Annotated in this window: 12 protein-coding genes; 4 read left to right on the forward strand and 8 right to left on the reverse strand. The window is 53.1% G+C overall.

Going from position 1 to position 12,753, the window contains the following annotated elements:
- Nucleotides 1-120: 120 nt before the first annotated feature.
- Complete coding sequence (locus ACLJR2_RS10400) at nt 121-1,341, reverse strand: MFS transporter (RefSeq protein WP_001251593.1); 1,221 nt, start codon at nt 1,339-1,341, stop codon at nt 121-123.
- A 172-nt stretch (nt 1,342-1,513) separates the two neighbouring features.
- Here ACLJR2_RS10400 and ushA point away from each other — a divergent pair, with 172 nt between their 5' ends.
- Nucleotides 1,514-3,166, forward strand: coding sequence for a bifunctional UDP-sugar hydrolase/5'-nucleotidase UshA (gene ushA, locus ACLJR2_RS10405; protein WP_000670398.1), 1,653 nt, complete (start codon nt 1,514-1,516; stop codon nt 3,164-3,166).
- A gap of 116 nt (nt 3,167-3,282) precedes the next feature.
- Here ushA and ybaK read toward each other — a convergent pair whose 3' ends face one another.
- From ybaK to copA, 4 genes are all read right to left on the reverse strand, one after another.
- Nucleotides 3,283-3,762: a Cys-tRNA(Pro)/Cys-tRNA(Cys) deacylase YbaK gene (gene ybaK / locus ACLJR2_RS10410; protein WP_000186618.1), complete on the reverse strand. Its 480-nt coding sequence runs from the start codon at nt 3,760-3,762 to the stop codon at nt 3,283-3,285.
- Between the two features lie 201 nt (nt 3,763-3,963).
- Nucleotides 3,964-4,758 (reverse strand): TraB/GumN family protein, encoded by a 795-nt coding sequence (locus tag ACLJR2_RS10415; RefSeq protein WP_000421865.1) that lies wholly within the window; start codon nt 4,756-4,758, stop codon nt 3,964-3,966.
- Between the two features lie 85 nt (nt 4,759-4,843).
- Nucleotides 4,844-5,671: a lysozyme inhibitor LprI family protein gene (locus ACLJR2_RS10420; RefSeq protein ID WP_000488557.1), complete on the reverse strand. Its 828-nt coding sequence runs from the start codon at nt 5,669-5,671 to the stop codon at nt 4,844-4,846.
- A gap of 154 nt (nt 5,672-5,825) precedes the next feature.
- On the reverse strand, nt 5,826-8,327 hold the full coding sequence (gene copA, locus ACLJR2_RS10425) for a copper-exporting P-type ATPase CopA (protein ID WP_000083910.1): 2,502 nt from the start codon (nt 8,325-8,327) through the stop codon (nt 5,826-5,828).
- A gap of 109 nt (nt 8,328-8,436) precedes the next feature.
- Between copA and cueR the strand changes: the two genes are divergently transcribed.
- Nucleotides 8,437-8,853, forward strand: coding sequence for a Cu(I)-responsive transcriptional regulator (gene cueR / locus ACLJR2_RS10430; protein WP_001026760.1), 417 nt, complete (start codon nt 8,437-8,439; stop codon nt 8,851-8,853).
- Here the strand turns inward: cueR and ACLJR2_RS10435 are convergent, their stop codons facing one another.
- Both ACLJR2_RS10435 and ACLJR2_RS10440 read right to left on the reverse strand, forming a co-directional pair.
- Nucleotides 8,854-9,306 (reverse strand): NfeD family protein, encoded by a 453-nt coding sequence (locus tag ACLJR2_RS10435; RefSeq protein WP_000561177.1) that lies wholly within the window; start codon nt 9,304-9,306, stop codon nt 8,854-8,856.
- Nucleotides 9,303-10,220 (reverse strand): SPFH domain-containing protein, encoded by a 918-nt coding sequence (locus tag ACLJR2_RS10440; protein ID WP_000906146.1) that lies wholly within the window; start codon nt 10,218-10,220, stop codon nt 9,303-9,305. The genes ACLJR2_RS10435 and ACLJR2_RS10440 overlap by 4 nt, the downstream gene beginning before the upstream one ends.
- A 146-nt stretch (nt 10,221-10,366) precedes the next feature.
- Here ACLJR2_RS10440 and fetA point away from each other — a divergent pair, with 146 nt between their 5' ends.
- Both fetA and fetB read left to right on the forward strand, forming a co-directional pair.
- Complete coding sequence (gene fetA, locus ACLJR2_RS10445; RefSeq protein ID WP_000140192.1) at nt 10,367-11,044, forward strand: iron efflux ABC transporter ATP-binding subunit FetA; 678 nt, start codon at nt 10,367-10,369, stop codon at nt 11,042-11,044.
- Nucleotides 11,031-11,810 (forward strand): iron efflux ABC transporter permease subunit FetB, encoded by a 780-nt coding sequence (fetB, locus tag ACLJR2_RS10450; protein ID WP_001002130.1) that lies wholly within the window; start codon nt 11,031-11,033, stop codon nt 11,808-11,810. The genes fetA and fetB overlap by 14 nt, the downstream gene beginning before the upstream one ends.
- Before the next feature lie 85 nt (nt 11,811-11,895).
- On the opposite strand, the gene cnoX is transcribed toward fetB, so the two are convergent.
- On the reverse strand, nt 11,896-12,750 hold the full coding sequence (cnoX, locus tag ACLJR2_RS10455; RefSeq protein WP_000116056.1) for a chaperedoxin: 855 nt from the start codon (nt 12,748-12,750) through the stop codon (nt 11,896-11,898).
- Between the last annotated feature and the right edge of the window lie 3 nt (nt 12,751-12,753).

A 12,753-nucleotide genomic window follows, 5' to 3' on the forward strand; every position in this document is an offset into this window, starting at 1 on the left:
AAAAATACAATCTGACGGTAAAAAGAGCACGGAACGGAAAAGGGATAAGTATGGGATAGGCAAAGCATGATGGCATCGGGATGTACAGGCGGTTAAAGCGTACCTTTAACCGCCATAAAATCACGCTTTATGTCGATTATCAGGTAAGAATATGGTCAGTATCCCCAGAAGCGGCAGGAAAGCACATATTTTATAAACTAAATAGATACTGGTATGGTCGGCAATCAGCCCCAGCACCGCTGCGCCCAGGCCTCCCATCCCGAAGGCAAACCCGAAAAACAGGCCGGAAACCATACCGATGCGTCCTGGCAGCAGCTCCTGGGCATACACCAGAATGGCGGAAAACGCCGACGCGAGAATAAAGCCGATAATCACCGTTAAAATCCCCGTCCAGTACAGTGTGGCGTAGGGTAAAACAAGGGTAAACGGCGCGACGCCGAGAATAGAGCCCCAAATCACATATTTCCTGCCGATTTTATCGCCCACCGGCCCGCCGATTACCGTCCCGGCAGCCACCGCAAACAGGAAGGCAAACAGATGGAGCTGCGCGTTTTGTATTGATAATCCGAATTTTTGCATCAGATAAAAGGTGTAATAGCTACTGATGCTCGCCATATAGAAATATTTCGAGAAAATGAGTAGCAATAATACGCTGACCGCCAGCACGACTTTATTGCGCGGCAGCGGGTTAGCGATTATCGCTTTTGGCTTGCCTTTCGCTATCCGGTGCTGGGCGGCATACCAGCGGCTGATCTGCGCCAGCACCACGATCGCCAGCAGCGCAGCCAGCACAAACCAGGCGACATTCCCTTTGCCATAGGGCGCGATAATCACGGCGGCCAGCAGCGGGCCCAATGAACTGCCGAAGTTACCGCCGACCTGGAAGATAGACTGCGCCAGACCATGACGTCCGCCGGAGGCCATGCGCGCCACGCGGGACGATTCCGGGTGAAAAACGGACGAGCCGGTACCCACCAGCGCCGCAGCGAGCAATACGCCGCCAAAACTTCCCGCCATTGCCAGCAGTACCAGCCCGCTCAGGGTAAAACACATGCCGACAGGCAGCGACCACGGCATGGGATACTTATCCGTCCAGTAGCCGACGACCGGTTGCAGCAGCGATGAGGCGAGCTGGAACGTCAGGGTGATCAAACCTATCTGGACGAAAGTCAGCGAAAACTCCGCCTGCAACAGGGGATAAATGGCTAAGATTAGCGACTGGATCATATCGTTCAGCAGATGGGAAAGACTGATCGCGCCCAAAATACCAAACGAAGTACGTGCTTTAGCGGCCGCTGCGGGCGCGCCGGCTAACGGCTGGGTTGGTTCACTCATGGCCATAGAAAGTCACTTAAATTTTATGCGATGTTGGAGATAGTAGGATGTGTAATTATTACTTGCCTAACATACCTGTGAAATGTGTTTGAAGGAAGTCTCAATTCTGAAAACATATTTGTCTATTATTGCAAGGAAAGGTAATTTCTGCGGTTGATATTGAGTCAGGGAGAGAAAGATGAAATTTTTGAAACGGGGTGTGGCGCTAGCGTTACTGGCGGCGTTCGCGCTGACGACTCAGCCTGCACAGGCTTACGAAAAAGATAAAACCTATAAAATTACTATCCTGCATACCAACGATCACCACGGTCACTTCTGGCGCAGCGAATATGGCGAATATGGTCTGGCGGCGCAAAAAACGCTGGTGGACAGTATCCGTAAAGAGGTGGCGCAAGAGGGGGGAAGCGTCCTGTTGTTATCCGGCGGCGACATTAATACCGGGGTGCCGGAATCCGATCTCCAGGATGCGGAGCCCGATTTCCGCGGGATGAATCTGATTGGCTACGACGCTATGGCCGTCGGTAATCATGAATTTGATAACCCGCTCACCGTATTGCGCCAGCAGGAAAAGTGGGCGAAGTTTCCCTTTCTTTCCGCCAATATTTATCAAAAAAGTACCGGCGAGCGTCTGTTTAAGCCGTGGGCTATTTTTACACGCCAGGATATAAAAATCGCGGTAATCGGCTTAACCACCGATGACACGGCGAAAATAGGCAACCCGGAATATTTCACCGATATTGAGTTTCGTAAACCTGCTGAAGAAGCAAAGGTGGTGATTCAGGAACTTAATATGAATGAAAAACCGGACGTGATTATCGCGACCACGCATATGGGACATTATGACAACGGCGATCACGGTTCGAACGCGCCGGGCGACGTTGAGATGGCGCGTAGCCTGCCTGCCGGTTCGTTGGCGATGATTGTGGGCGGTCACTCACAAGACCCGGTATGCATGGCGTCGGAAAATAAAAAACAGGTGAATTACGTACCGGGAACGCCCTGCGCGCCGGATAAGCAAAATGGCATCTGGATCGTGCAGGCGCATGAGTGGGGTAAATATGTGGGTCGCGCGGATTTCGAATTCCGTAACGGCGAGATGAAAATGGTTAACTACCAGCTTATTCCGGTAAATCTCAAGAAAAAAGTGACCTGGGATAATGGGAAAAGTGAGCGTGTACTTTACACGCCGGAAATCGCAGAAAATCCGCAAATGCTCTCGTTATTAACGCCGTTCCAGAATAAAGGTAAAGCGCAACTGGAGGTGAAAATTGGTAGCGTGAATGGCCTTCTTGAAGGCGATCGCAGTAAGGTCAGATTTGTCCAGACCAATATGGGACGGGTGATTCTGGCTGCGCAGATCGCGCGCACCGGCGCCGATTTTGGCGTGATGAGCGGCGGCGGTATTCGCGACTCGATTGAGGCGGGAGATATTACCTATAAAAGCGTGCTCAAGGTACAGCCGTTCGGCAACATTGTGGTGTATGCCGATATGAGCGGCAAAGAGGTAGTTGATTATCTCACCGCCGTAGCACAGATGAAACCGGACTCCGGCGCCTATCCACAGTTCGCCAATGTGAGCTTTGTCGCCAAAGAGGGCAAGCTCACCGATCTGAAAATCAAAGGCGAGCCTGTTGATCCGGCCAAAACCTACCGCATGGCGACGCTGAGTTTCAACGCCACGGGCGGCGATGGTTATCCGCGCATTGATAACAAACCGGGCTACGTGAATACCGGGTTTATTGACGCGGAAGTGCTGAAAGAGTTTATTCAGCAAAATTCACCGCTGGATGCGGCGGCGTTTACGCCAAAGGGTGAGGTGAGCTGGCTGTAGCGGTACGGATAGCCATTTCTGCCTGATAGCGCGCAGCCTTAAGGCCTACGGATTATGTCTGCTGTAGGCCGGATAAGGCGTTTGCGCCGCTATCCGGCAATGTATTTTACGCAGGCTTAATCCCGACGCGCGATATCAGCGAATTTAGCACCCAGTATGGCGGCCAAATCGTCAGCCGCCAGTTCAATATCCAGCCCGCGTTTACCACCGGAAACATAAATAGTGGCAAACGTGCGGGCTGGCGCGTCAATCAGCGTAGGCAGCCGTTTCTTCTGTCCCAGCGGACTGATCCCGCCGACCAGATATCCCGTGGTGCGTTGCGCCACCATCGGGTCGGCCATATCGACCTTTTTCGCGCCCAGAGCTTTGGCGACTTTTTTCAAATCCAGCTGTCCGGCTACAGGCGTCACGGCGACGGCCAGTTGCTTCATATCGCCATTCACGGCAACCAAAAGCGTTTTATACACCTGATCGGCGTTTAGCCCGAGCTTACGCACCACTTCATCGCCAAAGTTAGTTTCATTCGGATCGTGATCGTAGGTGTGAATGTTAAACGGAATCTTGTTTTTTTCGAGTAACTTAACTGCGGGTGTCATAACGTTCCTTCTTACTACAGACGTGATTTGCCATCAGCATACGCCCGAAAGCGGACTAAAAAATAGTATAATCTTGTGCATTAGGTCTTGGCAGTTGCGGCAACTTTGAGCGACAATCTGAAGATCCGAAGCGAAAGCGTCGGGATAATAATAACGATGAAATTCCTCTTTGACGGGCCAATAGCGATATTGGCCATTTTTTTATTTCAATATTTGCGGTAGGTTGCCTTCGCCGTACAGATGTAGCGCCCCTACGGCTACCACGTAGCGTCCCGGCGGCAGTGCCAGCAGCGCGTCGCGCCAGGCTTCATTGCGTTTCACCATCAGTACATCATACAGCGGTTGGCTAAACGTTCTGGGGAGCGAAGCGCCGACGCTGGTCGGCGGCTGTTCAAGCCACCAGCCGATCATCACCTGCAAAAGCCGTGCGTTGGTGTGCCAGTGCGTCAGCGTGTCGTCGAGCAGCGCCATCCCGCCATCGGGCAGATCGCAGAGTAGTTCGAGCTGGTGTTTCGCCCCTTCCAGCTCTTGCACCGGCAGCGACATTTCGCGGGCAGCCTGTAATAGCTGATAATCAATGCCATAGTCCGGACGCAATCCCAGCCGTTGCGCCTGCGTGGCCTGTAGCACCATAGCTATCTGCCATAAAGGTTGATTATCAAAATGGATCAGCGGCATACCCAACTCGCTGACCCGTTTTTCCAGTGCGCTTAGCTGCCCGGCGCTGAGACGTTCGACCAACGGCGGGTATTTGGGGAGATTGCTGAATGGCGTTTCGTTACCAGAAATATCCGCTTCAACGACCAGCGCATCGGCCTGGCGTAGCTTTTTCACCAGCTTTGCTGGAAGAGGAGCCATATCGCGTGTCCCCATATGAATACTGCCAACCAGATGCAGATGACGACCGCCGGGCAGGGAGAGATCGATAGCAGGCCAACTATTTGGGGTACCACGCAGCGCGCGCCATAAACGTTTAAGTTGATTTAATAACTCCATACGCGCTCCCTTTGAAAAAGCTCATGCTAGCGCGTTGGAGAAAAGGGCGCAATGCGCCCTGACGGGACGTCAACGATCGGTCGGGTTATTCGCTGCCGTCGAGATAGGCCGTTCTGGCGATGGTCATTTCAAGCTGGCATTTATAAATACTGATGCGCTTTTCAGCGGGTATGGCCTCGGATTTGGCATCGCTAAGTTTGCCGCACTGCTGCTCTTTTTTTGTCACCCAGACTCGCTGCTCTTGTTTTAATGCCGTTCGGGCAGAGGCGGGTAGCGATTTCCAGACCTGATTAAGCTCGCGATCTCTACTCTCAAATTTCTTTGCTGCGATTTCAATCAGTGAGTTATTTTTTTTCTTTATAATACTATCACCAGATACCGTCATTCTTGCCATTACATAAATAGATCGCGCCAATTTATCGGTTTTTTGCACAGAGGTGACAACAATATCTTTGTTGTTGTCTGCTAGCTGAATATTGTAGTTAACCTGTTTCCAGGTCACCGTATTGTTTATTACCTGTCCATCCCCTTGTGAAATATAGAATAGAGTATTTGGTAAGTCTTTCATTAATTTAAACAATGGCTGAGGAATACTCATGGCGACGGTAGCCGAGCAAGTTCGTAGGTTGGCATTTTCTGGTTGAGGGTTCTGCGTGATTACATCACTGAATTGAACAGGAATAGCCCGGAGTTGTTGCTCGTATTGAGTCTGGGGGATATCGAAGAAAAGCGTGGAGGGCTCTTTAATATAGTCTTGCTGTAAACGACCTAATGCTTCATTGTAAATCCATTCTTTTGCCGCCGTGACTGCATTATCGTTGCCACATTTTAACTCTGGAGTGGAATCAAATAACCCTGCATAACTGACGGCGGGAGAAAGCAGGAAAAGAAGCGTAACTGCTTTTCTAAACATAAATAACACATCCTTATGATTCAAAAAAACATTATAAAATGTTGATTTTTATTTTTCTACAGGATGTGCGGTTAAATTTTATATATATTGATACGGTAAATTACTGATGGCTTAATAATATATCAGGCAGCTGATGCTGCCTGATATAGCGTTTTTACGCTTTCGGTTTAAAGCGCAATAGCCGGTTGGCATTGCTGACGACGGTAATGGAAGACAGCGCCATTGCCGCGCCCGCTACTACCGGGTTTAACAAGGTACCGGTAAACGGCCACAGAATACCGGCGGCCACCGGGATACCAATGCTGTTGTAGATAAATGCGCCAAGCAGGTTTTGCTTCATATTGCGCAACGTCGCGCGCGAAATGGCCAGCGCATCCGCCACGCCCATCAGACTATGGCGCATCAGCGTAATCGCCGCGGTTTCAATCGCCACATCGCTGCCGCCGCCCATCGCGATACCGACGTCCGCCTGCGCCAGCGCGGGCGCATCGTTGATACCATCGCCGACCATCGCAACCTGACGACCCTGGCTTTGCAGACGTTTAATCGCATCGGCTTTGCCATCCGGCAGAACGCCCGCAATCACTTCATCAATGCCCGCTTCTTTGGCAATCGCGTTAGCCGTCGTTGGGTTATCCCCGGTGAGCATTACCAGACGGTATCCGGCGTTGTGCAGGCGTTCAAGCGCGGCAATACTATCGCTGCGCAATGGATCGCGTACCGCCAGTAACGCCGCCGCTTTACCGTCAATCGCCAGCAGGACCGGAGTCGAGCCTTGCGAGGCCTGCGCGGTGATTTCTGCCGTCATATCATCCGTGGCGACGTGCTGTTCGTTCAGCAACGCCTGGTTCCCCAGAAGCAGTTGATGACCTTCCGCTTCACCGCTGACGCCCAGTCCGCGTAGCGTTCTGAAACCGTTCACCTGCGGCAGTTTATCGTCGCCGGCTTTTTCCAGAATCGCATGGGCCAGCGGGTGGCTGGAGCCTTGTTCGAGCGCGGCTGCCAGACGTAATGCCTGAGCTTCATCAACGCCGTTAAAGGTTTTTACCGCCACCACTTGCGGCTTGCCTTCCGTCAGCGTCCCGGTTTTATCAAAAACGAGGGTATCCAGCGTACTGGCGCGTTGCAGGGCATCGGCGTCGCGTACCAGCACGCCGAATTCGGCAGCGCGGCCTACGCCGGAAATAATCGACATTGGCGTCGCCAGGCCTAATGCGCAAGGGCAGGCGATAATCAGTACGGTGGTGGCGATGACCAGCGTATAAACAATTTGCGGCGCCGGTCCGAAGAAATACCAGATAGCGGCGCTGAACAGCGCAATGGCCACGACGACGGGAACGAATACCGCGGAGATTTTATCGGCCAGTTGGCCAATTTCCGGTTTACTGCTCTGCGCCTGGCGTACCATGCGAATAATGCGTGACAGCGTGGTATGACTGCCCACCGCGCTGGCGCGGAACAGGACGCTGCCGTCCTGGACGACGGTGCCGGCATGAACGCTGTCGCCTTCGCCTTTTTGCTGCGGAATGGGTTCGCCGGTCAGCATGGCTTCATCAAGCCACGCTTCGCCCTGGGTAATTTCGCCATCCACCGGCACGCGATCGCCGGTAGTGAGCCGCAGCAGCATCCCTGGCTGAACGTCCGCCAGCGGGACGCTTTTTTCGCCGTCTTCTGTCACGACGCGTGCGGTGGGCGGGGTGAGATCGAGTAATTTTTCCAGCGCTTTTGAGGAACGCTGACGGGCGCGCGCTTCCAGCATGTGTCCGAGATTAATCAAACCGATAATCATCGCGCTGGCTTCGTAATAGAGGTGCCGCGCTTCCATCGGGAACCACTGCGGCCACAGGTTGACGCTCATGGAGTAGAGCCAGGCGACCCCGGTGCCGAGCGCCACCAGCGTATCCATCGTCGCCGTGCCGTTCAGCAGGCTTTTCCACGCGTTACGGTAAAAGTGACCGCCCGCAAAGACCATCACCGCAAGCGTGATCAGGCCAATAGCCAGCCACAGGCTGCGGTTGTCGCCGGTCACCATCATGTTATCGCCGATCATCCCCCAGACCATGACCGGTATACCGACCGCCAGGGCGACGATGGCCTGCCAGCGAAAACGTTTCATGGTGGCGATGGCGGTTTCCTGCTGGCGTTCGCGGCGTTTGATGTCATCTTCAATCGCTTCTGCGCCGTAGCCGGCTTTTTCCACCGCCTGCACTAAATCAGCGGCGGACGCGCTGCCCATCACCAGCGCAGTGCGTTCCGCCAGGTTTACCCGTGCCTGCGTGACACCCGGTACGCTTTGTAGCGCATGTTGTACGCGGGTGACACAACTGGCGCAGCTCATGCCGCTTAACAGCAACTGTTGGCTTTCTTCATCGGCCGTCGCTACCGGAAGCTCATGAGGAACCGCTGCCAGTGCTTCCGACGGGATTGATGACTCCGTCAGCGGTTTAGCCTTTGGGTGGCTTAACGTCGCGCCATACCCGGCTTGTTTGATGGTTTCAATTAACGCGTCCGCACTGGCGGTACCGGTAACGTGCGCTTCGGTTACGGTAACGTCCGCCAGCTCAACATCCGGACGTTGTTCAAGACTTTCTTTCACGCGTTTAACGCAATGACCGCAGGACAAACCGTCCAGGGTCAGGTCGATAGTTTGAGACATAGTAAAAACTCCTTTATGATTGGTCATCAATTCATTGACCTTAGTAATCGTAGTGACTCACTGTGATAAAGGTTAAACCTTCCAGCAAGGTTAAGGTCAAGGGGGAAATATGAATATTAGCGATGTGGCGAAAAAAACCGGTTTAACCAGCAAAGCCATTCGGTTTTATGAAGAGAAAGGGCTGGTGACGCCGCCATTACGTAGCGAAAATGGTTATCGCACCTACACGCAGAAGCATTTAAACGAGCTGACGTTGCTGCGACAGGCGAGGCAGGTGGGGTTTAATCTGGAAGAGTGTGGCGAACTGGTCAATCTGTTTAACGATCCGCGACGCCATAGCGCAGATGTGAAAAAGCGGACGCTGGAAAAGGTCGCGGAGATCGAGCGCCATATCAGCGAGCTGCAATCAATGCGCGATCAACTGCTGGCGTTGGCGGAGAGTTGTCCCGGCGATGACAGCGCCGACTGCCCGATTATTGATAATCTTTCCGGCTGCTGTCATCACAAGGCGCAAAAGCCACGTTGATTAAACGGCACGAATGCGTAAGGTGATGCCTTCCACGGCGATCACTTCGACATGCGTACCTGCGCGCAGGTCTTCGTCAGCGCATACCGGCCACGAGCTGTCGCCGACACGCATATGACCCCGTCCGTTCACTAACGCGGCATCAAGCATAAACCGGCGGCCTACCAGTTGTTGTCCGCGTTGGTTAAGGCGGCTGTCGGTCGGCTTTTGTTCCCGCACGCGACGCGCCAGCCAGCGCCACCAAAGCCAGGCCGCCAGCAACGTTAAGGCCGCAAACAGCACGCCCTGCCATTCCCAGCCGAGCGGTAAGAGCCAGACGGTTAAGCCGGTAATCACTGCCGCCACGCCGCTCCACAGCAAATAGCCGTTACCGCCGAGCATTTCCGCAGCCAACAACAGGCCGCCGAGGCTAAGCCAGAAGATATGCGGATGTACCAGAATCATCGCTATCATGCTTTTTTCCGTTCGCTGGCGCTGTCCTTAACCAGCTCGCTGATCCCGGCGATAGCGCCCATCAGACTGCTGGCATCCAACGGCATCATGACCACTTTGCTGTTATTCGCCGAGCCGATTTGCTGTAACGCTTCGGTGTATTTCTGCGCCACGAAGTAGTTTATCGCCTGAATATCCCCGGCGGCGATGGCTTCAGACACCATCTGCGTAGCGCGGGCTTCCGCTTCGGCGGAACGTTCGCGCGCTTCCGCCTGCAGGAAAGCGGACTGACGTTCGCCTTCGGCTTTCAGAATCTGCGACTGTTTTTCCCCCTCGGCTTTCAGGATTTCCGCCTGACGTACCCCTTCGGCCTCAAGGATATAGGCGCGTTTGGTACGTTCCGCTTTCATCTGGGCGTTCATCGAGGAGATCAATTCCGCGGGCGGGCGGACATCGCGAATTTCGATACGGGTAACTTTAATTCCCCACGGGTTGGTGGCTTCATCGACAATATGCAGCAGCCGCGTGTTGATGCTGTCGCGCTGGGAGAGCATTTCATCCAGCTCCATCGAACCGAGCACCGTACGGATATTGGTCATGGTCAGGTTAATGATCGCCAGTTCCAGGTTACTGACTTCATAGGCGGCGCGCGGCGCATCGATAACCTGAATAAAACAGACCGCATCGATAGTGACGTTGGCGTTATCTTTTGAGATCACCTCCTGCGACGGAATATCCAGCACTTGCTCCATCATATTGATCTTGCGACCAATTCTGTCCATAAACGGTACAACAAGGCTTAATCCCGGCTGCAGGGTTTTGGTGTAACGTCCAAAGCGCTCCACCGTCCACTGGTATCCCTGCGGAACGATTTTGACGCCCGCGCCGACGATCACCAGCGCGACGAAAATGAGAATAGGGATAAGAATGAGCATAGCTAAACCTCCTGTTGCGTTGTCCATAAACCGATTTTGCTGACGAATTAAGCGAATTATACCTGATTCAGTAAAGCATGTTCCCCCCTTATTAATTACAGGGATACACTATCGCTATAAAAATATGAACAACGGATGCGCAATAAATGACAGAACGTAGCATGTTGCTTGAGTTAAAGCAGGTCGGTTACCGGACTGCGACGACAAAAATAGTGAATAACATCAGTTTTACGCTGCAACGCGGCGAATTTAAGTTAATTACCGGTCCTTCTGGTTGCGGAAAAAGTACGTTGTTGAAAATGGTGGCCTCGTTAATAAGCCCTGATATCGGCGTGATTCTTTTTGAGGGGCAGGATATTACTACTCTGAGTCCGGAAGCCTATCGCCAGCAGGTTTCTTATTGCGCTCAGACGCCAGCGCTATTTGGCGATACGGTTTACGATAACCTGATTTTTCCCTGGCAAATTCGCCATCAGCGCCCGCAGCCGACAGCCTTCGCAGACGATCTGGCGCGTTTTGAACTGCCGGAGACGATTCTGCAAAAACCGATTGCCGCGCTTTCCGGCGGGGAAAAACAGCGTATTGCTCTAATTCGTAATCTACAGTTTCTGCCGAAAATACTGTTACTCGACGAAATAACCAGCGCGCTGGATGAACATAACAAACGGAATGTAAATGATATTATTCATCGCTATGTTCGCGATAAGCAGGTCGCTGTCTTGTGGGTAACGCATGATAAAGATGAAATTCAACACGCGGATAAGGTGATAACGTTAACGCCATCTGCCGGAGAGATGCAGGAGGCGCGTTATGAACGAGCATAATATTACCAATACCTCGCTGGCGTTATCGATGCTGCTGGTGGTGGTCGCGATGCTCATCAGTCACAAGGAAAAGCTGGCGCTGGAAAAAGATATTCTGTGGAGCGTATGCCGGGCGGTGATACAGCTCATTATTGTCGGCTATGTACTGAAATACATCTTTGGCGTTAATCATGCCGCCCTGACGCTGCTGATGGTGCTGTTCATCTGTTTTAACGCCGCCTGGAACGCGCAAAAGCGCAGTAAATATATCGATAAGGCATTTCTCTCCTCGTTTATCGCCATCACCGTCGGCGCCGGACTAACGCTGACGGTACTGGTGCTTACCGGTTCGATTGAATTTGCGCCGATGCAGGTGATTCCCATCGCTGGCATGGTTGCCGGCAATGCGATGGTGGCGGTAGGGCTGTGCTACAACCAACTGGGGCTGCGTTTTCATAGCGAGCAGCAGCAAATCCAGGAAAAATTAAGTTTGGGCGCAACGCCGAAAATGGCTTCCGCCGGGCTTATCCGCGATAGCATCCGCGCATCGCTTATCCCGACGATCGACTCGGCAAAGACCGTTGGGCTGGTGAGCCTGCCGGGGATGATGTCCGGGCTGATTTTTGCCGGGATCGATCCGGTAAAAGCGATTAAATATCAAATTATGGTAACGTTTATGCTGTTGTCGACAGCCAGCCTGTCTACCATCATTGCCTGCTATTTAACCTACCGGAAGTTCTATAATTCGCGTCATCAGTTGGTAGTGATGCCGCTCAAGAAATCATGATAGTGGCCGGATGATGGCGCAAGCGCTTTATCCGGCCTGAGGACGACAGGTAGGCCAGATAAGCGCGCCATCAGGCAAGAGAGGATTAATACAGTAGCGCGTACAACTGGCGGCGGTATTTCGACGCCAGCGCGTCGCCGGTGCCGAGCGCGGCAAGGATCTCCTGGAAGGTTTTGCGCGTCTGTCCCTCGGCGGCGGTAAGATCTTTTCTCAGATGGCTGAACAGCAATTCCAGCGCTTCTTCATTACGTCCGACCTGGTGCAACTGCAACGCCAGTTGCGTTGCCAAAGCCGCATCCTGCGGATTCTCCGCGACTTGCTGCTGAAGTTGCTGAATTTCCGGCGTATCCGCCGCCTGTTTAAGCAGTTCGATCTGCGCAACCAGCCCCTGATAACGGGTATCCTGATCCTGTAGCGGTATAGTTTTTAACACCGCTTCGGCCTCTTCAGAGCGGTTCAGCGCAATTTGCGCTTCCGCCAGTAACAGGCCAATCTCACCGTTCTGCGAAGAGAGCTGCCAGGCGTCTTTGAGCAACGGCAGCGCGTCAATGTAGTTGCCCTCCTGCATTAACTGCATCGCTTGTTGCGCTTTTAGCTCTTCTTCACGCGGCAGTACTTTATCCAGCAGAGCGCGGATCGCCTCTTCCGGCTGCGGCCCCTGGAAACCATCGACCGGTTGGCCATTCTGGAACAGATAGACAGTCGGGATGGCGCGCAGACCAAACTGAGCGGCGATCATCTGTTCGGCGTCGCAGTCCAGCTTTGCCAGAATAAACTGACCGTGGTACTGGGCAGCCAGACTTTCCAGCACTGGCGTTAATTGCAGACAGTGTTGGCTGCGTTCAGACCAGAAATAGAACAGTACCGGCGTGGTCATGGACTGCTCTAAGGTCTGCTGCAGGTTGGATTCATTAATATTGACAATGTTCTGTACGGACATGGC

Source organism: Salmonella sp. SAL03688 (assembly GCF_046551895.1).
Lineage (GTDB): Bacteria > Pseudomonadota > Gammaproteobacteria > Enterobacterales > Enterobacteriaceae > Salmonella > Salmonella enterica.